The sequence below is a fragment of the Pseudarthrobacter chlorophenolicus A6 genome, assembly GCF_000022025.1.
GTDB lineage: Bacteria > Actinomycetota > Actinomycetes > Actinomycetales > Micrococcaceae > Arthrobacter > Arthrobacter chlorophenolicus.
On record NC_011886.1, the window covers coordinates 3,824,506 to 3,849,141 of the forward strand.

General features: G+C 66.2%; 19 protein-coding genes and 2 pseudogenes. 14 read left to right on the forward strand and 7 right to left on the reverse strand.

The window, feature by feature from the left end; genetic code table 11:
- Nucleotides 1-24: 24 nt before the first annotated feature.
- Nucleotides 25-1,263, reverse strand: a complete 1,239-nt coding sequence (locus ACHL_RS17300; protein ID WP_015938604.1) for a GAF domain-containing sensor histidine kinase — start codon at nt 1,261-1,263, stop codon at nt 25-27.
- A gap of 276 nt (nt 1,264-1,539) precedes the next feature.
- Here ACHL_RS17300 and uraD point away from each other — a divergent pair, with 276 nt between their 5' ends.
- From uraD to ACHL_RS17320, 4 genes are all read left to right on the forward strand, one after another.
- Nucleotides 1,540-2,037, forward strand: a complete 498-nt coding sequence (uraD, locus tag ACHL_RS17305; protein WP_015938605.1) for a 2-oxo-4-hydroxy-4-carboxy-5-ureidoimidazoline decarboxylase — start codon at nt 1,540-1,542, stop codon at nt 2,035-2,037.
- Nucleotides 2,034-2,372 (forward strand): hydroxyisourate hydrolase, encoded by a 339-nt coding sequence (gene uraH, locus ACHL_RS17310; protein ID WP_015938606.1) that lies wholly within the window; start codon nt 2,034-2,036, stop codon nt 2,370-2,372. The genes uraD and uraH overlap by 4 nt, the downstream gene beginning before the upstream one ends.
- Nucleotides 2,373-2,529: 157 nt before the next feature.
- Nucleotides 2,530-3,339 (forward strand): IclR family transcriptional regulator, encoded by an 810-nt coding sequence (locus tag ACHL_RS17315; protein WP_015938607.1) that lies wholly within the window; start codon nt 2,530-2,532, stop codon nt 3,337-3,339.
- A 498-nt stretch (nt 3,340-3,837) separates the two neighbouring features.
- Entirely contained in the window at nt 3,838-5,820 is a 1,983-nt protein-coding gene (locus ACHL_RS17320; protein ID WP_050767184.1) for a BCCT family transporter, read from the forward strand.
- Between the two features lie 76 nt (nt 5,821-5,896).
- On the opposite strand, the pseudogene ACHL_RS24900 reads toward ACHL_RS17320, so the two are convergent.
- Nucleotides 5,897-6,105, reverse strand: a pseudogene (locus ACHL_RS24900) (OpcA/G6PD domain-containing protein); the annotation flags it as partial.
- A 9-nt stretch (nt 6,106-6,114) separates the two neighbouring features.
- Between ACHL_RS24900 and ACHL_RS17330 the strand changes: the two are divergent.
- Nucleotides 6,115-6,321 (forward strand): annotated as a pseudogene (locus tag ACHL_RS17330) (LuxR family transcriptional regulator); the annotation flags it as partial.
- A 59-nt stretch (nt 6,322-6,380) separates the two neighbouring features.
- Here ACHL_RS17330 and ACHL_RS17335 read toward each other — a convergent pair.
- Together ACHL_RS17335 and ACHL_RS17340 are read right to left on the reverse strand one after the other, a co-directional pair.
- On the reverse strand, nt 6,381-6,656 hold the full coding sequence (locus ACHL_RS17335) for a hypothetical protein (protein ID WP_015938610.1): 276 nt from the start codon (nt 6,654-6,656) through the stop codon (nt 6,381-6,383).
- A gap of 264 nt (nt 6,657-6,920) precedes the next feature.
- Nucleotides 6,921-7,601, reverse strand: coding sequence for a GntR family transcriptional regulator (locus ACHL_RS17340; RefSeq protein ID WP_015938611.1), 681 nt, complete (start codon nt 7,599-7,601; stop codon nt 6,921-6,923).
- A gap of 122 nt (nt 7,602-7,723) precedes the next feature.
- Between ACHL_RS17340 and purU the strand changes: the two genes are divergently transcribed.
- The 8 genes from purU (at nt 7,724) to ACHL_RS17380 (ending at nt 19,638) form a co-directional block, all read left to right on the forward strand.
- Complete coding sequence (purU, locus tag ACHL_RS17345) at nt 7,724-8,644, forward strand: formyltetrahydrofolate deformylase (RefSeq protein ID WP_015938612.1); 921 nt, start codon at nt 7,724-7,726, stop codon at nt 8,642-8,644.
- Between the two features lie 54 nt (nt 8,645-8,698).
- Nucleotides 8,699-11,191 carry a GcvT family protein gene (locus ACHL_RS17350; protein WP_015938613.1) on the forward strand — a complete coding sequence of 831 codons (2,493 nt, stop codon included), beginning with the start codon at nt 8,699-8,701 and terminating at the stop codon, nt 11,189-11,191.
- 2 nt (nt 11,192-11,193) lie between these two features.
- Complete coding sequence (locus ACHL_RS17355) at nt 11,194-11,865, forward strand: cyclodeaminase/cyclohydrolase family protein (protein ID WP_015938614.1); 672 nt, start codon at nt 11,194-11,196, stop codon at nt 11,863-11,865.
- Nucleotides 11,862-12,737, forward strand: coding sequence for a bifunctional 5,10-methylenetetrahydrofolate dehydrogenase/5,10-methenyltetrahydrofolate cyclohydrolase (locus ACHL_RS17360; protein WP_015938615.1), 876 nt, complete (start codon nt 11,862-11,864; stop codon nt 12,735-12,737). The genes ACHL_RS17355 and ACHL_RS17360 overlap by 4 nt, the downstream gene beginning before the upstream one ends.
- 197 nt (nt 12,738-12,934) lie before the next feature.
- Nucleotides 12,935-14,254 (forward strand): molybdopterin molybdotransferase MoeA, encoded by a 1,320-nt coding sequence (locus tag ACHL_RS17365; RefSeq protein ID WP_015938616.1) that lies wholly within the window; start codon nt 12,935-12,937, stop codon nt 14,252-14,254.
- Nucleotides 14,242-15,135, forward strand: a complete 894-nt coding sequence (fdhD, locus tag ACHL_RS17370) for a formate dehydrogenase accessory sulfurtransferase FdhD (protein WP_050767113.1) — start codon at nt 14,242-14,244, stop codon at nt 15,133-15,135. The genes ACHL_RS17365 and fdhD overlap by 13 nt, the downstream gene beginning before the upstream one ends.
- Before the next feature lie 365 nt (nt 15,136-15,500).
- The gene (locus ACHL_RS17375) at nt 15,501-16,907 is read left to right on the forward strand and encodes an MFS transporter (RefSeq protein ID WP_015938618.1); all 1,407 of its coding nucleotides are present in this window, start codon (nt 15,501-15,503) and stop codon (nt 16,905-16,907) included.
- A 223-nt stretch (nt 16,908-17,130) separates the two neighbouring features.
- Entirely contained in the window at nt 17,131-19,638 is a 2,508-nt protein-coding gene (locus ACHL_RS17380; RefSeq protein WP_015938619.1) for a GcvT family protein, read from the forward strand.
- Nucleotides 19,639-19,782: 144 nt separating this feature from the next.
- Here ACHL_RS17380 and ACHL_RS17385 read toward each other — a convergent pair whose 3' ends face one another.
- The 3 genes from ACHL_RS17385 to ACHL_RS17395 form a co-directional block, all read right to left on the reverse strand.
- Nucleotides 19,783-22,134 (reverse strand): FdhF/YdeP family oxidoreductase, encoded by a 2,352-nt coding sequence (locus tag ACHL_RS17385; protein ID WP_015938620.1) that lies wholly within the window; start codon nt 22,132-22,134, stop codon nt 19,783-19,785.
- Nucleotides 22,135-22,231: 97 nt separating this feature from the next.
- On the reverse strand, nt 22,232-22,852 hold the full coding sequence (locus tag ACHL_RS17390; protein ID WP_015938621.1) for an MBL fold metallo-hydrolase: 621 nt from the start codon (nt 22,850-22,852) through the stop codon (nt 22,232-22,234).
- Nucleotides 22,852-23,952 carry an S-(hydroxymethyl)mycothiol dehydrogenase gene (locus tag ACHL_RS17395; protein WP_015938622.1) on the reverse strand — a complete coding sequence of 367 codons (1,101 nt, stop codon included), beginning with the start codon at nt 23,950-23,952 and terminating at the stop codon, nt 22,852-22,854. Before ACHL_RS17395 ends, ACHL_RS17390 begins: the two co-directional genes overlap by 1 nt.
- A gap of 319 nt (nt 23,953-24,271) precedes the next feature.
- Here ACHL_RS17395 and ACHL_RS17400 point away from each other — a divergent pair, with 319 nt between their 5' ends.
- Nucleotides 24,272-24,586: a hypothetical protein gene (locus ACHL_RS17400; RefSeq protein ID WP_015938623.1), complete on the forward strand. Its 315-nt coding sequence runs from the start codon at nt 24,272-24,274 to the stop codon at nt 24,584-24,586.
- The last annotated feature ends 50 nt before the right edge of the window (nt 24,587-24,636 follow it).

Below are 24,636 nucleotides of genomic sequence, written 5' to 3' on the forward strand. Positions count from 1 at the left end.
GTTTCGGCAAGCTCAGCCACACCGCTAAACCTGGTGCTGCCCCTTCGCGGGGAACAGCACGGAGACGGTGGCTCCGCCGCCGGGAGTTTCACTGATGCCCAGTTCACCTCCGTGCGACTGGGCAATCCGCTGGCACGTCGCCAGGCCCAGCCCCGTACCCGGCCCGTCGCCTGGCCGGTGGAGCCGGACCAGCGGTTCAACCGCCCGTACGCGGTCGGCCGGGCTGATGCCCTTGCCGTTGTCTGCCACATGGACGGTGACGCCGCGGGGGCAGGTGGTGGCGGTGATGGCTACTTCCAGCGCGCGCCCGGGCTCCCGATAGTTCAGCGAGTTGGCCAGCAGGTTCTGGACCAGGGTGCGCAGCTGTTGGCGGTCCGCGGTGAGTTCGGCGTCCTCGCAGAGGAAACCGCTGCCCAGCCCCAGGTCCACTCCGAGGTCCTGGGCAGCTTCTGCCGTGACGGCCAGCAGGGACACCCGTTCAAGGTGCAGCTCCCCATCCGCGCGGGCATAGTTGAGCACGTCCTCGAGGGTTCCCAGCATGCGCCGTCCGCCGGTGCCAATAAGCCCCAGGTACTCGGCCGCCGGGTTGTCCGGGGCCAGGTCGGGATCGTCCTCGGCGAGCTCCACGTACCCCAGGATGGTGGTCAGCGGGGCGCGGAGGTCATGGCTGACGCGGCCGGCGAATTCGGAGAGCATGGCGTTGCTGCGGCGCAGCTCCACCAGGGCATGGTCAAGCTGGAGCGTCCGGTGCTGGAGTTCAAGGAGCTCCACCACCTGCAGGGCCAGCACCTCCACCAGGTCTATCTGCTCCGGGGTGGGGAGTTCGGGCTGGTCGGAAAAGACGCACAGCGAGCCCAACACCAGGCCCTTAGACGTGCGCAACGGGACAGAGGCATAGAAGCGGACGTTTGCGATTTCCCCAGTGACGAAAGGGTTGGCGGCGAAGCGGGGGTCCAGGGAGGCGTCCCGCACCACCGTGGTTCCGGGGTCCAGGAACACGGAAGCGCACATGGAGTCCTCGCGCGAGCAGATGCCTGCCTCAGTCCCCGACGCCGCTATCTGAAGCTGCTGCTCCGCCGTGATGATGTTGACGACGCCATAAGGCACCCCGCACAGTGAGGCCGCCACGCGCACCAGGTTGTCGAGTGCGTCCTGCGCCTGGCGGTCAATGAGAACGGGGATAGTCCCCTCGTGTGCCGGCAGTAATCCGTATTCCTGCAGGTCAAGATTGCGTCCGGCATCCTGATCGGTCAGCGTCTGCATAGCGCCCCGTCCATCTTCTGTTGACTCCCCAGTCTGTGTCAGCAAGCCTTTGAAGGGCCTTTCCGTGATGATACCGGGAAGGCAGCGGTGGTGTTGTAGTCTCTTGACACCACACCCTCCCTGCCCTTAGATATTACGTATGCTGAAATAACAGTTCCATGATGCGGAACCCTCGTTGGCTTGCCCCGGCTGGCCACGCACGGGGGCGCCGGGCAGTCCGGCCTCCGCATAGCCGTCACCATGGATGCCAGCATTGTTACCGAGGAACCAGCCAGCATGAAGCTTGCCGAATTCAACAGTGCGGACGCCTCCTCCGCCACCCACACCCTCAAACCCTGCATCGACGTCACCCGCTGGGTGGATGCCATCACCGCGGCCAGGCCGTTCCAGAGCAGGGAAGCGCTTTTGGCGTTCGCGTCCGGAGCGGCCAACCCCTTCACTCCTGCCGAGGTCGAGGCCGCCATGGCCCACCACCCCAGGATCGGGGAACGTCCGACGGCGGGCACCGCCGAGGCGTCCATGTCCCGCTCCGAGCAGGCCGGGGTGGATCCTGCGGACGCCGCGGCAGCAGAGGCGCTGGCCCGCGGCAACCGTGAGTATGAGGAAAAATTCGGCCGGGTGTTCCTTATTCGCGCCGCCGGCCGTACCGCGCCGGAAATCCTGCAGTCCCTCAACAGCCGTCTCACCAACACCCCCGCAGAGGAAGACACCATCGTGGCCCAGCAGCTGCGCGAAATCGCCGTACTCCGGCTCGAAGGACTGATCACCGAATGACCGTCTCCCACGTCACCACCCATATCCTCGACACAGGCGCCGGGCGCCCGGCGGCGGGAGTCGCCGTCGTCCTTTCACGGAACGACGCCGGCACCTGGCGTGAGCTCGCCACTTCCACTACCGATGCGGACGGCAGGGCCAAGGACCTAGGCCCCGAGCAGCTGGAACCGGGCCACTACAAGCTGCACTTTGCCACCGGCACGTATTACGCCGGACTTCAGACCGCCACATTCTTCCCCGAAGTGGACCTGGTTTTCGAAGTATCAGGCCCCGAGCACTACCACGTCCCGCTGCTGCTGAGCCCGTTCGCCTACTCCACGTACCGGGGCAGCTAGGACCCGCCCCGCTGCACCCTCGGCACAGTGCCGCGGGCGGCCTGCCGGGCTCCGTGTCATGCCGGTCACAAATCCCGGCATAGGATCGAATGGAGTAACCGACCAGCGCTTGCGGCCCGCCGGCACGCAAGCGGCAGCGACGACGTGGGAGCGCCTGATGGCTTCGAACAACCACCCCGAACCCGACGCGGACGCAGAAAGCGGCCCGTCCGGCGGGGTGCAGTCCGTGGAGCGCGCCCTCGCGGTCCTGGAGATCCTGGCTCGCGAAGGCCAGGCCGGAGTCAGTGAAATTGCCGAGGAAATGGGCATCCACAAATCCACGGTGTCCCGGCTGATGGGCTCCCTGGTGAGCCGGGACATGGTCCAGCAGAACAGCGACCGCGGAAAGTACCAGCTGGGGTTCGGCATCCTCCGCCTCGCCAGCGTCATCCCCGGCCGTCTGAGCCTGGTCCACGAGGCGCGGCCGGTCCTGGAGGGCCTCGCGGCCGAATTCAAGGAAACGGTCAACCTTGCCGTGCTGCGCTCCAACTACGCGGTCAACGTGGACCAGGCCATGGGACCGTCCACGCTTGCCACCTACGACTGGGTGGGCAGCCTGACCCCGCTGCACGCAACCTCCAGCGGAAAGATCCTCCTGGCCGCACTGGCTACGGACGAACGCGACAGGATCCTGAAGGAGACCGGCCTGCCGGCCCGCACCTCCCGCACCATCACCAACCGGCAGGAACTGGATCGCCAGCTGCTGGAAGCCGGCAGCAGGGGTTACGCGGTGGTCCGCGAAGAGTTCGAGATCGGCCTGAACGCCATAGCGGTGCCGGTGCTAAACCACCAGGGCAACGTGGTGGGGTCCATCAGCATTTCCGGCCCGGCCTTCCGCTTCGACCCCGAGAAGATCCCGGGCCTGGTGGAGGCACTCCAGGAAGCCGGACTCCAGATCAGCGCCAACATGGGATACTCCCGGCGCTAAACCCCCAACAATGGCCCCGGTCCGCATGGACCGGGGCTTTTTGTTGCGTGAGTTCCTACCGCGTTAAACGCTTCCTGCGCAACCGTAGCCGCAGTATGCAACAATCTGATTTCGCTTTCCTCACTGTCAAGCTGTCCGGTCTTGTTGCCCCGGCATCAGGAAATACCTTGACTTTGAATGTGGCGTAGCGCACTCTGTTGCCTAACGCGAATACTGTTGACCCTTGCGAAACACTCCCCAGGTGCTTTACCCGTCCGCCATCCCGGTCCGTCGGAATCTTCCAGCCGCCGCGACCCATACCAGAGGTAACTCCATGCACCACGCCTGCCGACGTCGGGAAGAGACCGCCGGCAAGCACCTGCCTTAAAACAGCTACGCACCATCTACGGCGACATCATGGCCTTCAACTCCGGCGAAGTCCCCCAAGCTTCGATCCGGTGGACGCGCCAGGCCCTGCCACTGCGCATGTCCATGACCGCCGAGCAAAGGATCCAGCTCATGGCTATCAATAGTGAATTAACCACCCCTAAACCCGGGCGTCCCGAGGACGACCAGGACAGCATCCCCGCGAAGGCTGCCGCCGCCCCGGGCGGCCCCTCGCCGGACACCCCCGGCCCCACCGGAGAGGGCTCCTTCACCGAGCCCCTCCCGGACACCGAAGAGTACGACCAGATCCTCGAGGAACTGCGCCAGACCAAGACAGAACATGCGGTGTCCCAGCGCCGCAACCGCAAGCTCACCCTGGACAAGGTAACTTTCGGAATCACGGGCGCCATTGCCGTCGCCTTCGTGCTCTGGGGTTTCCTCGGCAAGGACAGCCTGGCCGCCACCTCCAAGGACGCCCTCGACTGGGTCATGGAGTACACGGGCTGGCTCTTCATGGTCCTCGCCTCCCTGTTCGTCGTCTTCGTCCTGTGGCTGGCCATGGGGAAGTTCGGCAACATCCCCCTCGGCAAGGACGGCGAAAAGCCCGAATTCCGCACCGTGTCCTGGATCGCCATGATGTTCGCGGCCGGCATGGGCATCGGCCTGATGTTCTACGGCGTGGCGGAACCGCTGTACCACTACATCTCACCGCCGCCCGGAACGGTTGACGGCCGCACCCCCGCCGCCATCCAAACCGCCATGGCCACCTCCATCTTCCACTGGACCCTCCACCCGTGGGCCATGTACGCCGTGGTGGGCATCGCGATGGCCTACGGCACCTACCGCCTGGGCCGCAAGCAGCTGATCTCCGCTGCATTCACCTCGCTGTTCGGCATCCGGACCGTCGAGGGACCGGTGGGCAAGTTCATCAACATCCTGGCCATCTTCGCCACGCTGTTCGGCACTGCGGCATCCCTGGGCCTCGGCGCCCTGCAGATCGGCAGCGGGCTCACCTCGAACGGCTGGGTGGGCGAAGTGGGCACTCCCGCCCTCGTGGCCATCGTTGCCATCCTGACCGCGTGCTTCGTGGCATCCGCCGTCTCCGGCATCAGCCGCGGCATCCAGTGGCTGTCCAACATCAACATGGTCCTGGCCGTAGTCCTCGCGGTTATCGTGTTCGTCGCCGGCCCCACCCTGTTCATCCTCAACCTCATCCCCTCCGCAGTGGGCGACTACGCCCGCGACCTGGCGGAGATGTCCTCCCGCACCGAGGCCGTGGGAGACGAGGCCCTGCGTACCTGGATGTCCAGCTGGACCATCTTCTACTGGGCCTGGTGGATCTCCTGGACGCCCTTCGTCGGCATGTTCATCGCCCGCATCAGCCGCGGCCGCACCATCCGGCAGTTCGTCACCGGCGTCCTGTTGGTTCCCAGCGTTGTCAGCGTGATCTGGTTCGGCATCTTCGGCGGGGCAGCATTCGATGTGCAGCAGAAAGCTGACGAGGCAGGACAGCCCGGCCTGATGACCGTTACCGACGGCGTGGCTTCGATCGACTTTGACGGTGCGCTGTTCAACCTGGTCAAGAACCTCTCCATGCCGGAGTGGCTGACGGCAGCCGTGATCGTCCTGGCGATGGTCCTCGTAGCCATCTTCTTCATCACCGGCGCGGATTCGGCATCGCTGATCATGTCATCGCTCAGCTCCAACGGAGCGTCCGAGCCCAAGCGCGGACTGGTCATCTTCTGGGGCGCCCTTACCGGCGCCGTGGCCGCGGTGATGCTTCTGGCCGGTGGCGATGAGCCCTCCGAAGCGCTGTCCGGCCTGCAACGGATCACCATTGTGGCGGCGCTGCCGTTCGTCGTGGTCATGCTGCTGCTGTGCTTCGCCCTCGCGAAGGACCTGCGGCGGGACCCGCTGTCGCTGCGCCGCCGCCTTGCGACGTCCGTCGTCGAACGCGCCATCCGTACCGGCGTCGAGCAGCACGGCGGCGTTCAGTTCGACCTGGTGACCAGGCACGAACACAGCGACAAGTGCGCGGAAGGGGACTCCTGCCCCGGTTCCGGCTCCAGCCCTGCCTCCAGCGCGGAAGCCAGCGCGGAGGCCAGCAAGAACTAGGCAACCCTCGCAACAGAAAGGTCCGGCCCGGGTGGATTTCCACCGGGGCCGGACCTTTGTTGGTTTCCGGACTCTTTCAGGCCGGGACCAGGCTGTCCTGCGGTTGCGCCGCGCTGGCCGCCCTCCCGCCGTCGTGCGCCACAGAGACGCGTCCGACGGCGGCAAGCACCTCACCGAAGAAATGATCCGGATCGAGCCGGGGGAGTTCCTCGGCGAGGCAATCGCGCAGGCCGCGGCGGGGAGGGAGATCCGCTGGGCGGGCTGCACGCTGCGGGAGAGTTCGGCTGCCGGCTAAGCGGCGTAGACGTCCAGTTCCTTGAGCCGTCCCTCAACGGCAAGGCGCTGCCCGGCGAGGTGGCCGTGGCCGCGCGTGCCATCGTGCGGGGACTCCTGCTGACCATGATGGAGCAGCCGGAGGTGCGGCGGGTCCCCACGCGGTGGGATTGCGACGGCGAGAACCTGCTGGTCAGCGTCCGGGATGACGGCAACGGCGCACTGTCCACCGCCCGCCATAGGCCGTGCGGTAGGCGGGCAGGGCTGCGCTGCAGCCTCGGTACCCGCTAGACCCACATCTGGTAGCCAGTGCCCTTATCGAAAAGGCGGCGGGTATCTGCGCCGGCGCCGGCAAGCCACAGGACCGAATCGTCGTCCGCGGCCTGGTCCACCACTCCCGTTGCCACATGCTCCCCGAGCAACCACACCTCCACGGTATGCCCGGGCAGGCGGGCCCAGTCGGCCCGGGCTCCCTGCACCGGCACGCTTTTGCCGCGGCCGTTCAGCCTCGCCTCGAGGGTGCTGCTTCCGGCATCTGCGACGGCCTGCACGCTGGGGTTCATCTCTTCCTCCGGATAGTCTGGTCAACCCTCACGGGCCCGCATTGATATTTTTTTGATATATCAATCTTGAAGAAAGTATGACCCGGGTCACACTGGGCGTCAATACTGTTCCGGAATGCCGGCGCTGTCGGCTGGAAATGCGCCGCCGCGGGCAAGGCCGGGCGGCAACGGGTTGGCGCTATCCGGGCACAGACATGCGTCTCGCGGACAGCGCGACGGCGGGAGTCACCCCCAGCGGACGGCGCGACGGCGGCGGTCAGTCGCTCAGGCGCTAAACAGTGCCTCACGGACGGCGCGCTCAAACCCGCTGACGTGCACGCGTGCCAGGTCGGCCGCGCTGTCTTCGTCGCCGTCGATGACCGCCCGCAGCAGGTTCAGGTGCTCGTGCACATGGGCCGAGAGGTCCGGGAGGCGGTCCACTACCATGCACCAGATCCTTGTTGCCAGGTTGTCGTAGCGGATCAGGATGTCCTCAAGGTGTGGGTTTGCAGCGGCCGCATAGATGCTGTGGTGGACCCGGGAATCCAGCTGGAGAGTTTCCACCACGGAGGCCGCGCTGACATCGAAGGCCTCAACCTCAGTCAGGATGTCCTTGAGGTTCGCCCGGACGGCCGGCGAGGCAACGCGCGCTGCGCGCGAGGCCGCCAGGGGCTCCAGCTGCGCGCGGATCTCGGAAATGAACGAAAGGTCGGTCACGTCCACCCTGGTGGCAAAAGTGCCGCGCCGCGGGTAGGTCACCACCAGCCTGTCCAGCTCCAGCCGCTTGAGGGCCTCGCGAACGGGAGTTCGTCCCACGCCCAGTGACTTGGACAGCGCGTCGTCGTTGAGCAGGTCGCCGGGCTTGATGTCCAGCATCAGCAGCCTGTCGCGGATGCTTTCGTAGGCAACGTCCGCGAGCGATTTCCTGGCGGCATCTTCCGCAAGCGCCAAAGTTTCAATTGCCATCGCAGCACCTCTCCCCTCGAGCCGAAAAAACCTATTGACCTCACTCACCGACCAGTATACGCTGATCTCCAACCTAATATATCAGTATGCAACACAGGAATATATCTATAGAAGGAGGAGACATGACCCTGGTGGAAACAGCCTCATCGACGGCCCTCGGCGGGACCACGCTCACCGAAACGGTTGAGCAGCCGACGGATCAGAAGTTTGTCCTGACCCTTTCCTGCGGCGAGCGCGCGGGCATTGTCCAGGCCGTGACAACCTTCCTGTTCGACCGCGGCTTCAACATCGACGAGCACCAGCAGTTCGATGACAGCCTCCGCGAAACACTGCACCTGCGTACCGCGTTCTCCGGTTCACCGGCCTACACCCGGGACACCCTCGAAGAAGAGTTCCGTCCCATCGCAGACCGGTTCGGCATGAAGTTCAGCTTCAACGACCAGACGCAGCAGCGCGTGCTGGTGATGGTGTCCAAGTTCGGGCACTGCCTCAACGACCTCATCTTCCGCTGGCGCGGCGGCACCCTGGGCGGCGACCTCGTGGCGGTCGTGTCCAACCACGAAACCCACCGCGCGATGGCAGAGGCCGCCGGCCTTCCGTTCATCCACATTCCCGTCACGCCGGACACCAAGGCCGAGGCCGAGCGGCGCCTCCTGGAACTCGTTGACGAGTACCAGGCGGACCTGGTGGTCCTGGCCCGCTACATGCAGGTCCTGTCCAACGATCTGTGCCGTGCCCTGGAGGGCCGGGCCATCAACATCCACCATTCCTTCCTGCCCGGGTTCAAGGGTGCCAAGCCGTACCACCAGGCCCACGCACGGGGCGTGAAGCTCATCGGCGCCACCGCGCACTACGTCACCGCCGACCTGGACGAGGGTCCCATCATCGAACAGGAAGTCATCCGGGTTGACCACAGCTTCGGACCGGGCACCCTCTCCACCGTGGGCCAGGACGCCGAAGCCCTCGCCCTTTCCCGGGCCGTGCGGTGGCACTGCCAGCACCGCGTCCTGCTCGACCAGACCAGCACCGTGGTGTTCCGCTAGCCGGCGCCGCACCCAGCACACAGCACATCAATGACTTTTCAGCAGGAGAACCACATGGAATCGACGCCACGCATTGTCATCATCGGAGCTGGCATTGTCGGCACGAACCTGGCGGATGAACTGGTCACCAGGGGTTGGAACAACATCACCGTCCTGGACCAGGGCCCGCTCAACATGCCGGGCGGCTCGACCTCCCACGCCCCCGGCCTGGTCTTCCAGACCAACCCCTCCAAGTCCATGGCGCTGTTCGCCAAGTACACGGTGGAAAAGCTGCTCTCCCTGACCGAGGACGGCGTCAGCTGCTTCAACCAGGTGGGCGGCCTGGAAGTCGCCACCAACGAAACCCGCCTCGCGGACCTCAAGCGCAAGCTCGGCTACGCGCAGGCATGGGGCATAGACGGCAAGATCCTCTCCCGCGAGGAGTGCAAGGAGCTCTACCCCCTGATCAATGAGGAAGAAATCCTCGGCGGCCTCCACGTTCCCAGCGACGGACTCGCCAGCGCCGCCCGCGCCGTGCAGCTGCTGATCAAGCGCACCGAAGCCGCCGGCGTGAAGTACCAGGGCAACACCACCGTCACGGGGATCGAACAGTCCGGCCGCCGCGTCACCGGCGTGCAGACGCCCTACGGCGTGATCCCGGCTGACATCGTGGTCTCCTGCGGCGGATTCTGGGGTGCCAAGATCGGCGAGCTGATCGGCATGTCCGTGCCGCTGCTGCCGCTGGCCCACCAGTACGTCAAGACCACCCCGGTGCCGGCACAGCAGGGCAAGAACGAACTGCCCAATGGTGCGCAGCTGCCCATCCTGCGCCACCAGGACCAGGACCTCTACTACCGCGAGCACGGCGACCGGTACGGCATCGGCTCCTACGCCCACAAGCCCATGCCCGTGGACCTGGACGAGCTCGGCAGCTTCAAGCCGGACGAGATCAGCGAGCACAACATGCCCTCCCGCCTGGACTTCACCCTGGAGGACTTCCTCCCGGCCTGGGAGGCCACCAAGCAGATCCTGCCCGCCCTGCGCGAAAGCGAGATCGAGGACGGCTTCAACGGCATCTTCTCCTTCACCCCCGACGGCGGCTCCCTGGTGGGCGAGTCCAAGGAAGTGGACGGCTTCTTCGTGGCCGAGGCCGTGTGGGTGACCCACTCCGCCGGCATCGCCCGCGCCGTGGCAGAACTGCTGACCACCGGCAAGTCCTCCATCGACCTGGGCGACTGCGACATCCACCGCTTCGAGGACGTCCAGCTGACCCCCGAGTACGTCAGCGAAACCTCGCAGCAGAACTTCGTGGAAATCTACGACGTCCTGCACCCCCTCCAGCCCAAGCTGTCCCCGCGCAACCTGCGCGTCAGCCCCTTCCACGCCCGCCACAAGCAGCTGGGCGGCTACTTCCTGGAAGGCGGCGGCTGGGAACGCCCCTACTGGTTCGAGGCCAACGCCGAACTGCTTAAGGAGATGCCGGCAGACTGGCAGCCACCGGCCCGCGATGCCTGGTCCGGCATGTTCAGCTCCCCCATCGCCGCAGCCGAGGCCTGGAAGACGCGTACCGCCGTCGCGATGTACGACATGACGCCGCTCAAGCGCCTCGAGGTCTCCGGCCCCGGTGCCCTGAAGCTGCTGCAGGAACTGACCACCGCGGAAATGAACAAGAAGCCCGGAGCCGTCACCTACACGCTCCTGCTGGACGAGCAGGGCGGCGTGCGAAGCGACATCACCGTGGCCCGCCTGAGCGAGGACACGTTCCAGCTCGGCGCCAACGGCAACATCGACACCGCCTACTTCGACCGGGCAGCACGGCACCAGACCGCAAACGGCACCGCCGAAGACTGGGTCCAGGTGCGCGACACCACCGGCGGCACCTGCTGCATCGGCTTGTGGGGCCCGCTGGCCCGGGAGGTGGTCGGCGAGGTCAGCAGCGACGACTTCACCAACGACGGCCTGAAGTACTTCCGGTCCAAGCAGGTAGTCATCGGCGGCGTCCCCGTTACCGCCATGCGGCTCTCCTACGTCGGCGAGCTCGGCTGGGAACTGTACACCAGCGCAGACAACGGCCAGCGCCTCTGGGATGCGCTGTGGAAGGCCGGCCAGCCCTTCGGCATCATCGCCGCGGGACGTGCCGCCTTCAGCTCACTCCGCCTGGAAAAGGGCTACCGCTCCTGGGGCACCGACATGACCACCGAGCACGACCCGTTTGAAGCGGGCCTGGGCTTCGCCGTCAAGATGGCCAAGGAGGACTTCGTCGGCAAGGCCGCACTGGAAGGACGCACGGAGGAAACGTCGGCCCGCCGCCTGCGCTGCCTGACGGTCGACGACGGCCGCAGCATCGTCCTCGGCAAGGAACCGGTGTTCTACAAGGACCAGGCGGTGGGTTACGTCACCAGCGCCGCCTACGGATACACGGTGTCCAAGCCCATCGCCTACGCCTACCTTCCCGCCGAGGTCTCGGTGGGAGACTCGGTGGAAATCGAATACTTCGGCCGCCGCATCGTTGCCACCGTCACCCAGGATCCGCTGTACGATCCCACCATGTCCCGGCTGCGCGGCTGACGATGGCCGAACAGCAAGCGAACAGCACCGATTCCCCCCGCACAGCCTCAATAGGTGCGGAGACCATCAGCGGCTACCTCACCCGGCTCGCCTCACGGCAGCCGACCCCCGGAGGCGGTGCCGCTGCGGCCCTCCATGCTGCACAGGGCGCCGCCCTGGTAGCCATGGTGGCCCGGTACACCACGGGACCCAAGTATGCGGAACACGCGGCGCTGGTGGAGCGGATCACCGGCATCGCCGACGAACTGGCCACCGAAGCACTGCGGCTGGCGGATTCGGATGAGCAGGTCTTCCAGGCGGTGATTGACTCCTACAAGCTGCCTGCCGACACGGAGGAGCTGAAGGCTGCCAAGAGCGGCGCCATCCAGGCGGCCCTCGTCCAGGCGGCGCAGACCCCGGCGCAGCTCATCAAACTGGCCGGTTCGGTGGTGGAACTCGCCACCGAACTGGGCGAGGTGGCAAACCCGAACGTCATCAGCGACGTCGCAGCTGCGGCGGATGCCGCCCGGGCCGCCGCAACCACCGCCCGGGTGAATATCGACATCAACCTTGTGGCCATCAAGGACCCGTCCGTCAGGTCGCTCCTGGCAGACCAGACGGACGGCCTCGCAGACAAGGTTGTTGCGGCAGCGGACAGCCTCGCGGCCCGGGTACGGGAAAGGATCCTTCAGTGAGCACCCCAACCACCAGGGCGTTGTCCGGAAAAGCGCTGGCCGGTGTCATCCGGCAGCGCGCCAAGGATGAGGCCCGGGAACTCGAGAACGAAGGTGCGCACCCGTCCCTCGCCGTGGTCATCGCCACCGACGACGAGTCAACGCACTGGTACGTCCGCTCCATCGAACGGGCGGCCGAAGCTGCGGGCATCGGCTGCCGCGTGATCGACCTCGGGCACGATGCCACCGAGCAGGTGCTGGCCAACGTCCTTCGGGACCTCAGCGCAGAGCCTTCGGTTCACGGCATCATCCTGCAGACGCCACTGCCGGGAGGAGTCCGGACCGATGCCCTGGTGGGCCTGATCGCGCCGGAAAAGGACATTGACGGCGCCAACCCGCTCAGCCTGGGACGCCTCGCGGTGGGGCAGCCGGCCTTCGCCCCCGCCACCGCCCGCGCCGTGGTCGAAATCCTCGACCACTACGACGTCCCCGTTGCGGGCCGCAGCGTGGCAGTGGTGGGCCGGTCCGCCGTCGTGGGCAAACCCCTGGCCCTGCTGCTGCTGGAACGCGACGCGGCCATCACCGTGTGCCACTCCCGCTCCGGCCCGCTGGAGCGGCACACCCGGCCGGCGGACATTGTGGTGGTGGCCGCCGGAAGGACGGGACTGGTGAACGGCAGCCACATCTCGCCGGACACCGTTGTGGTGGACGTTGGCACCAACGTCCTCCCTGACGGCTCCCTGGTGGGCGATGTGGACGGGGCAAGCGTCAACGGCATCGCCGCCGCGCTGTCCCCGGTTCCCGGCGGCGTCGGCTCGGTGACCACCGCGCTGTTGCTGCTGCACACCGTGGAGGCTGCCCGCCAGCAGGTCCCGCTTTTGGAAAACGCCTAGCGTTCAAAAAAGTGTGGACACGGCATCCACCACTGATCTAAAATTACTGATATATCTATAGTCGCAAGAATGAGATATCAGTCGCCCGTTGCTCGTAGACGGTGCTTCGATGGCCTGAAACCTGGGGAGGTATTCCTCGTCGAAGCACCGCTTACGGGCAACGGGCGTTTTCGCTTCAACTCCGCAAGGGGCCATCCATGATGACGTTTACGCCCATCGCAGATCCCACGTCCCCAATGGCGGGGACCGGACTGCACTCGATCGATTGGCCGGAAGCCAGGCGCCTGGCCTACGACTGCGCAGGACCCCTCCCCACCGCCCAGGTTCCGCTCCATGCAGCAGCCGGACGAACCCTCTCCAGCGCGGTGACCGCATTGCAGGACCTGCCCCACTACGCCTCCTCGGCAATGGATGGATGGGCGCTGAGCGGGGATGGCCCTTGGCTCCTGGCGGCCGGGCAGCAACCACTGGCGCCGGGCACAGCCGCCGTCATCGCCACCGGCGGCCTGGTTCCGGAAGGCACAAGTGCAGTGCTCCGCAAGGAAAGCGGCCTGGTGGCTGAGGACGGAGCGGGCCGCCCTGTCCTTACCGTCAGCGCCGACGCGAAGCCCGGTGAACCGAGGCCGGGCCAGCACGTGCGCCCCGCGGGGACCGAGGCCTTGGCCGGCGAAACGCTGATTCCGGCGGGCACCGTCCTCAACCCCGCCCACCTGGCCCTTGCTGCCGTGGCCGGCCATGACCTGGTGGAGGTGCAGCCACAACCGGTGGTTTCAGTGGTCCTGACCGGCTCCGAGGTAGTAACGTCGGGCATTCCTGCCCCCGGGAACGTCCGTGACACCTTCGGCCCGCAACTGGGCACCGTCATTTCCCAGCTGGGCGGCATACCAGGCAATTTCACCCGCATTGGCGACTCCTTCGCTGCATGGCTGGAGGCACTGGACGGCTCCGGCCCTGATTCAGCGGCGCGGGCCGACGTCGTCATCACCACCGGAGGAACAGGCAAGTCCGGCACCGACCACTTCCGGGACGCAGTGGCCGCGCTCGGCGGACGCCTGCTGCTGGACGGTGTCGCCATGCGCCCCGGACACCCCGCCGTGCTGGCCGAACTGCCGGACGGTCGCTTCGCCGTCGGACTTCCCGGAAATCCCCTCGCCGCCATGATGGCGCTGGCCACCATCGGCGCCCCCTTGCTGGCCGCACTGGGAAACCAGCCCCTGCCGCAGCTCCAGCACGCCACCTCCGGCAACGACTTTGGCCCCGACGGCGGATGCAGCGACGGAAAGGGGCGGACGCGGCTCATCCCGTGCAGGTTCCTGTCCGGGCTGGCCTTTCCCGTGTCCCACACCGGACCGGGCATGATGCGCGGCCTGGCGTGGGCTGAGGGCGTCATGGTTGTCCCTCCCGGCGGCGTCGACTCGGGTCAGCCCGTGGCTGTCCTGCCGCTTCCCTGGACCCCGGCGGCCGCAGCCACCCAGACGGCCGTAAGCGTTGGAAGGAACACGCCTTGGCACGCATGACGCAGCGCCGCAAGATCCACCGCTTCCACCTGGACGGCTCGGGCACCGAATATCCGGTCCGGTTCAAGGAGGACGTGATCGCCGCCGAGGAGCCGCTGGAGATCCGGCTGGGCGGCCGTTCATTCGCCGTCACCATGAGGACGCCGGGAGACGACTTCGACCTCGTGGCCGGGTTCCTCGTCTCCGAGGGCGTGATCCGGGACGCGTCCGAACTGGTGTCCCTGCGCTTCTGCGCCGGCGGCCCTGACGAAGCGCAGACCTTTAACGTGGTGGACACCCAGCTGCGTCCGGACGTCCCCCTGCCCGAAACAATGCGGCACGTCTACACCTCCAGTTCGTGCGGCATCTGCGGCACGGAGTCCATCGAGGCGGTGCGGAAAACCCTGCACGACGATCCCTCCGCGGACCCGCTGAAGGTGCCCGTCGACGCACTTGCCGCCCTCCCGGACAAACTGCGGGAGGCCCAGGCCGTGTTCGACAAGACGGGCGGCGTCCATGCGGCCGGCCTCTTCCGGCTGGGTGACGGCGAGCCTGAATTGCTGTGCCTGCGTGAGGACGTGGGACGGCACAATGCCGTGGACAAAGTGGTGGGATGGGCCCTCCGGCAAGGCCTGCTGCCACTGCGCGGCACGGTGCTGCAGGTGTCCGGCCGGGCGTCGTTTGAACTCGTCCAGAAAGCCGCTCTGGCCGGCATTCCAGTGCTTTCCGCCGTGAGCGCCCCGTCGAGCCTGGCCATTGACCTCGCAGTCGAAACCGGTCTGACACTCGCGGGCTTCAGCAGGGGCCACAGCCTGAACGTTTACGCGGGCCGGGACCGGCTGGAACGGCCATGGGCCGTAACAGAAGGCCTGCTCCCGGCAGGCGCCGGGCAGGAGAACTAGCGCTCCGGGACGCCAATTCGGGCCGTTTACTCCCCCGCAACCGGGGGCGCGATTCCTGCTGCCCATTTTTGGGTTGGGCGCCCGGGCCGGGCTCCGCTACTGCCGGCCGACATCTTTCTTGACATCGCGTGTGACCTGAAGCACTGTTTTGTTGCATAAAGCGAAGCTTGTTGATCATCCCGAAACGAAAGACTCTCTCGAATGCGCGTACCCCTGTTCCCGTGGCACCGGGCCGCGGCAACCGGACGCGATCACTCACGACGAGAAACCAACCTGCGGTGGCCACTGGTGGAGGAACCCTGTCCCCCATCAACCACCGCCGCGGCGGGCATCCTGCTGCCGCAACAAATTCAAAGGAACTTTTGATGACAATCCAAGGTGCCAGCACCATCGATCAAACCAGAGCAGAAGCGACCAGCTCCGCGTTCAAACGCCGCTTCATGATTCGGCTCGTCGCTGTCTTCATCGGCGGGATGTTCCTCGACGGTTACATCCTCGGGATCATCGGTCCCGTCGCCGGGCTCATGCGGACAGACCTCCAGCTCGACGCATTGTCGCTCGGCCTGATCGCTGCAGGCCCGCTGGTTGGCATCTTTGTCGGTTCCCCCCTGGCCGGCTGGGCCACTGACAAGTTCGGACGCAAGCCCATGTTCCTCGTGGACATGGGCCTGTTCCTGGCAGCCTCCGCGGCCCAGTTCTTCATTACCTCCGGAGACGGGGCTGTGGTCCAGCTCGTCATCATCCGGTTCTTCATGGGCGTGGCGATCGGCGGCGAGTACTCCATCGGCGGGCCGTTGCTCTCGGAGTTCTCCCCTCCCAAGCTTCGCGGGCGCCTGCTCGGCCTGACCCTGATCGCCTGGTACGTCGGTTTCATGGTGGCCTTCATCGTTGGCACGCTCCTGCATGACGCCGGCACTCCCTGGCGCCTAGTCATCGGAACCAGCACCATACTTGCGCTCGTCCTGTTCATCGCCCGCCTGGGCCTGCCCGAATCGCCGAGCTGGCTCATTACGAAGGGACGGCGGGAGGAGGCACTCGCGATCGCGCACAAGTATGTCGAATCTCCGGAGATGCAAAACAGCATCACCGAGGAGATCGACCTCAGGATGATCCAGGAGGCCCAGGCCGCTAAGAACAGGACGACAATCAAGGGCGCCTCCATCGGAATGCTGTTCTCGAAGGAGAACTGGCGCGCCACCGTCTTCACCTCGGGTTTTTGGTTCTGCGCCGTCACTCCGTACTTCGCGATCGCGACCTTCGCCGACGACGTGCTCACCCAGTTCGGTTTCGGCGGCGGCTGGGCCGGCGGGGTCGGCTTGTCCGCCCTTGCGGCCGCGGGTGTCGTCACAAGCGTGCTGCTGATTGACAGGCTCGGCCGCCGAATCCTCACCGTGCCCGGGCAGTGGCTCTGCGCAGGCATCCTGCTGGTTATCGGAGTCTGGGCGGACGCACCGGCGATCCTCATTCTCGTCCTGTTCCTCGCCTTCTCCTTCTTCAACGCCGGCTACACCACAATGACCCAGGTCTATCCGGCCGAGGTCTTCCCCGGCCACCTGCGCGGCATCGGCATGGGCTTCGCCGCGGCCTTCAGCCGCATCGGAGCCGCGCTCGGCACCTTCGCCTTGCCGTGGGCCATCAGCAACATCGGCATGGGGGCAAGCATGGTGGTGGCGGCCGCCGTCGCACTACTCGGCGCCGTCCTCTCGCAGTGGCTCGCTCCTGAGACGAAGGGGCGCACCCTCGCCGAGATCTCATCAGATTTCTCCCACTGACCCGGGAACTACCCAGACACGAGCAGGAGGCCTTCGCCGCATCAGCGGCGGAGGCCTCCTTGCTGCCCCTCGACATACTCCTGCCGGCTCCGCAACAAAGCACATCCCCCTTGACATCTGGTGTGAGCTGCGCCACCGTGTTGCATATGGTGACGTGCGTTGCTCATAGCGAAGCGACAGCGCAGCTCCCCATCGACACCGCCAACCAGGAGAACCACACGCCATGACCGCATCGCCCCGCGTCGTCATCATCGGAGCCGGCATTGTCGGCACGAACCTCGCCGACGAACTCTCCAGCCGCGGCTGGAACAACATCACCGTCGTCGAACAGGGACCGCTCGAGCTGGCCGGCGGTTCCACGTCCCACGCCCCGGGCCTGGTCTTCCAGAACAACGGGTCGAAGACGATGACGGAATTCGCCACCTACACCGTCAACAAGCTGCTCTCCCTGACCAAGGACGGGCAGTCCTGCTTCAACCAGGTAGGCGGCCTGGAGCTGGCCACCACCCCGGAGCGGCTGGCGGACCTCAAGCGCAAGATGGGCGTGATGACCTCCTGGGGCGTGGAGAGCCGGATCATCGACGCCGACGAATGCGAGAAGATCTACCCGCTGCTGAACACCGGCAAGCTCACCGGCGGCCGCGAGGTCCTGGGTGGCCTCCTCATCCCCACCGACGGCCTCGCCCTGGCCGCCCGCGCCGTGCAGCTGCTGATCGAGCGCACCCGGGAACGCGGCGTCAACTACCTTGGCTACACCACCGTCACCGGCATCGCCCGGGAGGGCGGCAAGGTCACCGGCGTCGAGACCTCCACCGGCGTGGTTCCCGCGGACATCGTAGTGTCCTGCGCAGGCTTCTGGGGCCGTGAGCTCGGCAAGATGGTGGGCCTCGAGGTGCCCCTGCTGCCGCTGGCCCACCAGTACGTCGTCACCACGCCGCTGCCCGAACTTGAGGGCGTCAACGAGCTTCCCAAGGGCGCCAGCAAGCCCATCCTGCGTTACCAGGACAAGGACCTGTACTACCGCGAGTGGGGCGACAGCATTGGCATCGGCAGCTACGCCCACCGCCCGATGCCGGTGGACATGTCCGCCCTGCCTGAAGTGCCGGCTGACGAGATGTCCGACCACCGCATGCCCTCCCGCCTGGATTTCACCCTCGAAGACTTCCTGCCGGCCTGGGAAGACACCCGGGACCTGCTGCCGGCACTGCGCAACGCAGACATCCAGGACGGCTTCAACGGCATCTTCTCCTTCACGCCGGACGGCGGCCCGCTGATCGGCGAGCACCCGGACCTGACCGGCTTCTTCGTTGCCGAAGCGGTGTGGGTGACGCACTCCTCCGGCGTAGCCAAGGCTGTCGCCGAGCTGCTCGTGGAGGGCCGCTCCCGCACCGACCTGCACGGCACGGAGCTCACCCGGTTTGAGAAGGTGCAGACCTCGGACTCCTACGTCAGCGAAACCTCGCAGCAGAACTTCGTGGAAATCTACGACGTCCTCCACCCGCTGCAGCCCCGCAAGTCACCGCGGGACCTGCGGGTCAGCCCGTTCAACGTCCGGCAGAAGGAGCTCGGGGCGTTCTTCCTGGAGTCCGCCGGATGGGAACGCCCCCACTGGTTTGAGGCCAACCGCCCGCTCCTGGAGGAGCTGCCCGAAGAATGGCGCGCACCCGAGCGCGAGGAGTGGGCGAACATGTTCCACTCCCCCATTTCCGCCGCCGAAGCGTGGAAGACGCGCACCGCCGTCGGGCTTTACGACATGACGCCGCTCAAGCGGCTCCAGGTCGTTGGCCCCGGTGCCGAAGCGCTGCTGCACCGCCTCAGCACCGGAAACATCACCAAGAAGCCCGGCGCCGTCACCTACTGCCTCCTGCTGGAGCACGACGGCGGCATCCGCAGTGACGTGACGGTGGCGCGCCTGGAGCAGGAGAAGTTCCAGCTTGGCGTCAACAGCAACGTGGACTTCGACTACCTGCGCGTCGAGGCCCGCAAGCAGTCTGAGGCCGACCCGGCACAGTGGGCACATGTCACCGACATCACCGGCAGCACCTGCTGCATCGGCCTGTGGGGCCCGCTGGCGCGCGAAGTGATCGGCAAGCTCAGCAGCGATGACCTGAGCAACGACGGCCTGAGGTACTTCCGCACCAAGGAAATTTCAGTGGGCGGCATTCCCGTAAGCGCCTGGCGGCTGTCCTACGTGGGTGAACTCGGCTGGGAGCTCTACACCACCGCCGAATACGGCCTGAAGCTGTGGGACCTGCTGTTCGAGGCAGGCCAGGAGTTCGGCATCGTCGCCGGCGGACGCGGCGCGTTCAACAGCATGCGGCTGGAGAAGGGCTACCGGCTGTGGGGTACCGACATGACCTCCGAACACCACCCCTACGAGTCCGGCCTGGGCTTCTCCATTGCCAAGGACAAGACCGGCTTTGTTGGTGCGGAGTCCCTCGCTGAGCGCAAGGAGCAGCCCGCCACCCGCGTACTGCGCTGCCTGACGGTCGACTACGGCACCTCAGTAGTGCTCGGCAAGGAACCTGTCTACGTGGGCGGGGAAGCCGTTGGTTACGTCACCAGCGCGGCCTACGGCTTCACCGTGCACAAGCCCATCGCCTACGCCTGGCTACCCGCTTCAGTCGGGATCGGCGACGCCGTGGAGATCGAGTACTTCGGAAAGCGCGTGGCGGCCACCGTCTCCGCCGAGCCCCTGGTGGACCCGGGCATGGAGCGCATCCGCGGCTGATTCTGTTTCCTCCCACGGGGTGGTTGGGCCTGCTTGAGACCGGCAGGCCCAACCACCCTTTTGTTTGCCGGCAGAAACGGAACAGCCGGCCAACAGCGAAACGCCCCCGCTTCCTCTCGGAAGCGGGGGCGTTTGCGTGGTCTCTTAGACGCCGCTCGCCTGCAGCGACGCGGACTCTTCGGCTGTTGCGTCCCCATCCGTGTGAGGTTCGAAGCGCACGAACATGGCCTTGAAGCCGGGGGTGTTGGATTCACGGGCCACGTTTTCCTTGTGGACCAAGGCGTTGGCTTCGGGGAAGTACGCGGCAGCGCAGCCCTTGGCGGTGGGGTAGGCCACCAGGCGGAACTTGTCCGCACGGCGGTCGACACCCTGGAAGGTGCTCACCACGTCCACGAGTTCCCGGTCCTGGAAGCCCGATTCGGCAAGGTCCTCCGGGTGGATCAGGATGACGCGGCGGCCGCCGGAGATGCCGCGGTAGCGATCGTCCAGGCCGTAGTACGTGGTGTTGTACTGGTCGTGGCTGCGGATGGTCTGCAGCACCAGGTGGCCCGGGGGCGGCGTCAGGTACTCCAGCGGGCTCACAGTGAACCGGCCGCGGCCGATGTCCGTGGCGAAGGAACGGGTGTCGCGCGGCGGGTTGGGCAGCACGAAACCGTTCTTGGTGCGGACCCTGGCGTTGAAGTCCTCGAAGCCGGGCAGGACGCGGGAGATGTGGTCGCGGATCACGTCGTAGTCCTCGGCCATGCCGCGCCAGTCAACGGAGTGGTCCGGGCCAAACGTGGCCTCGGCCATCCGCGCCACGATCACCGGTTCCGCGAGCAGGTGCTCGGATACCGGCGTGAGGCGGCCCTGGGTGGAGTGGACCACGGACATGGAGTCCTCCACGGAGAGGAACTGCGCACCCTTGGGGTGCTTGTCGTCCTTGTCCGTCCTGCCCAGCGTGGGCAGGATCAGCGACGTGCGGCCGTGCACGATATGCGAGCGGTTGGGCTTGGTGGAAATGTGCACCGTCAGGCCGATGCGCTGCATACCGGCTTCCAGCGCCTCGGTGTCCGAGCAGGCGAGCGAGAAGTTGCCGCCCATGGAGACGAAGACGTCCACTTCGTCGCGGTCGAAGGCTTCCATGGACTCCACGGCGTCGTGGCCGTGGTGCCGCGGTGACGTAATCCCGAACTCGGCATCGAGGGCCGCGAGCAGCCATTCCTTGGGCTTTTCCCAGATGCCCATGGTCCGGTCGCCCTGGACGTTGGAGTGCCCGCGGACGGGGCACGCACCCGCGCCCGGCTTGCCGAAGTTGCCCTGCAGCAGCAGGACGTTGACCATTTCCTTGATGGTGTCCACGGAGTGCGGCTGCTGGGTCACGCCCAGCGCCCAGCAGAAGATGGAGGCCTTGGAGGCCAGCAGCATCCCTGCCACCTTCTCGATCTGCGCGCGGTCCAGGCCGGTGGCCTTCTCCGTCTCGTCCCAGTCCAGGGTGCGGCGGGCGTCGCGGTAGGCGTCGAAGCCATCGGTCTGCGCGGCGATGAAGGAATGGTCGACGACGGTTCCCGGGTTCTTCTCCTCGGCCTCCAGCAGCAGGTGGCCCAGCGCCTGGAACAGTGCCAGGTCCCCACCCACCTTGATCTGCAGGTACTCATCGGCCAGCGGCGTGCCGCCGCCCACCACGCCGGACACCGTCTGGGGGTCCTTGAAGTTGAACAGGCCGGCCTCGGGCAGCGGGTTCACGGCCACCACCTTGCCGCCCTTGTCCTTGCACTCCTTGAGTGCCGAGAGCATGCGCGGGTGGTTGGTGCCCGGGTTCTGGCCCACCACGAAGATGAGTTCGGAGTCGTGGATGTCGTCCAGGGACACAGTGCCCTTGCCGATGCCGATGGTCGGGTTCAGCGCGGAGCCGGAGGACTCGTGGCACATGTTGGAGCAGTCCGGAAGGTTGTTGGTGCCCAGTGCCCGCGCGAACAGCTGGTACAGGAATGCTGTCTCGTTGGCGGTGCGGCCGGAGGTGTAGAACACGGAGCGGTCCGGTGTGGTGGCACGGATATGCTCGCCGATCAGCTCGAAAGCGTCATTCCAGGAGATGGGCGAATAGTGCGTTTCGCCTTCCCGGATCACCATGGGTTCGCTGAGCCGGCCCTGGTTCCCCAGCCAGTATTCGGTCTTCTCCGAAAGTTCAGCAATGGAGTGCTTGGCCCAGAACTCGGCACCCACCGTGCGGAGGGTGTTCTCCTCGGCCACGGCCTTGGCGCCGTTTTCGCAGAACTCGGCAGCCTTGCGCTTCTTGTCCGATTCAGGCCACGCACAGCCCGGGCAGTCGAAGCCTCCGCGCTGGTTCAGCCGCAGCAGGGACTGCGCCGTACGGGTCACGCCCGCCTGCGCCACGGCCCGCTCCAGCGCGACCATGACGGCCTTGACGCCCGCGGCCTCGGTCTTGGGCTTGTGGACCTCAAGCAGGTCCTCGTTGATGTCCGCCACCGGGGCGGGCTGCTTACCGAACTTCATCGTTCCAACTTCCTTGCCGGCATTTGTTGATCAATTGCTGAGGGGGCGTGCCGGCGTTTCCCGGCACGCCCCCACTGCGCGCTTTTCTGGACTGCGCCTACTCCGCGATCTTGGCCAGGGTTTCCTGTTCGGCGGCGATGGTGGTGTTGTCACCATGGCCGGTGCGGACCACCGTTTCGGCCGGCAGGGTCAGCAGCCGTTCGCGGATGGAGGTAAGGATGGTGGGGTAGTCGCTGTACGAGCGGCCAGTGGCACCCGGCCCCCCGTTGAACAGGGTGTCCCCCGTGAACACCGTGCCTTCGCTTTCCAGGTAGAAGCAGGTGGATCCCGGCGAGTGGCCCGGCGTGTGGATGGCCTTCAGCACGGCGCCGCCCACTTCGAACTCGTCGCCATCCTCGTGGTACTGGTCGGGCTTGGCGTCCGGGTATTCCTGTTCCCAGAGGACCAGGTCTTCCCGGTTCAGGATGATCGGTGCGCCAACAGCTTCGGCCACTTCACGGGCAGCGCCGATGTGGTCGTTGTGGGCGTGGGTGAGCAGGATGGCCTTGACCGTGCGGCCCTTGACCTGGTTGATGATCGCTGCGGCGTCGTGTGGGGAATCGATGATCACGCATTCCGCGTCGTTGCCCACGATCCAGACGTTGTTGTCCACATCCCAGGTGCCGCCGTCGAGCGAAAATGTGCCCGAGGTGACCAGGTTCTCTATGGTGACGCCCATCAGGAAGCCGCCACGGGGAGTTCGACGACGGACCGCAGGACCTTGCCCTCGTGCATCTTGCCGAAGGCCTCCTCCACCTGGTCGATGGTGATCCGCTCGGAAACGAACGCGTCAAGGTCCAGGTTGCCCTGCTTGTAGTGGGACACCAGCATGGGGAAGTCGCGGGAGGGCAGGCAGTCGCCGTACCAGGAGGACTTCAGGGACCCGCCGCGGCCAAAGACGTCCAGCAGCGGCAGTTCCAGCGTCATCTCCGGCGTCGGAACGCCCACCAGGACCACGCGGCCGGCAAGATCGCGGGCATAGAAGGCCTGCTTGTACGTTTCGGGACGGCCGACGGCGTCAATCACCACGTCCGCTCCGTTGCCTCCCGTTAGGGCCTGGATGGCTTCCACGGCGTCCTCTTCCTTGGAGTTCACGCCATGGGTTGCACCGAGCTTCTTGGCCATTTCGATCTTGTTGCTGTCGATGTCCACGGCGATGATGGTGGTGGCGCCGGCGAGCTTGGCACCGGCGATCGCCGCGATGCCTACGCCGCCGCAGCCGATGACGGCCACGGATTCTCCGCGCTTGACCTCACCGGTGTTGATGGCAGCACCGATGCCGGCCATCACGCCGCAGCCCAGCAGGCCGACGGCGGCAGCATCAGCCTCGGGATCCACCTTGGTGCACTGCCCGGCGGCAACGAGGGTCTTTTCAGCGAACGCTCCGATGCCCAGCGCGGGAGACAGCTCGGTACCGTCCTCAAGGGTCATCTTCTGGGTGGCGTTGGCAGTGTTGAAGCAGTACTGCGGCTGGCCCTTGGCACAGGCACGGCACTGCCCGCACACCGCACGCCAGTTCAGGATCACCCGGTCGCCCGGGGCTACCTCAGTAACTCCTTCGCCGACGGCGCTGACCACGCCGGTAGCCTCGTGGCCCAGCAGGTAGGGGAAGTCATCACCAATGCCGCCCTGCTTGTAGTGCAGGTCGGTGTGGCAAACGCCGCAGGTGAGGATGTCCACCAGGGCCTCGCCCGGGCCCGGGTCCGGGACCAGGATGGTCTCCAGCGACACCGGGGCGTTCTTCTCACGGGCAATGACAGCTTGAACTTTGTGAACCATCGTTCTGTGTTCCTTTCCTGGATCCGGCCGGATCCGGTGAGTCGGCACCAGCTGCCAATCTAGCCGACACAGCGGGGTGGCCGCCCACCCGAAGCCTGATCGACTAGCGCCGAATCTATTGCGCATTACACAACACGGCGCACATAGTGCTACTAGAAAATATGACAGCGGCCACAGTTGGTGTCAATAGATATATCAGTCATGTCGCTCGGCGGACAGTGCGGGTCCTCCTGTGGCTCGCCCGGTTCAGCGGTGCCGTACGCGCCAGGCTCCCCGGCAGCATTACGCGCACTAAATCTCCGGCAGTAGGCTGGATGGCATGTCTTCGAACCAACCCCCCGCCGAGCGGCGCGAGGTAACCGTCCGCCGGGCCCCCAAATTCGTACCGTTCCTGGTGCTGGGCGCACTGGTGGGCTTCGCAGCAGCTGCAGTCGCGGCATTCGGGGTGCCCGCGGACGAGGACTTCGACCCGGGCGCGGTTTTCGGCTTCCTGATGATCACGTTCGGCGCCGCCGGAGCAGTCCTCGGTGCGGTCCTGGCGCTGGTCCTGGATCGCCGGAGCGTCCGCAGGCAGCAGCGCGCCGTGGTCGAATCCGTTCCGGACTCCGAACCGGACACCGACCCGCAGCCGTGACCCCCGCCACCGGCAGCACGCCCCGGCATCCGGGCGCGTGACGCTGCCGG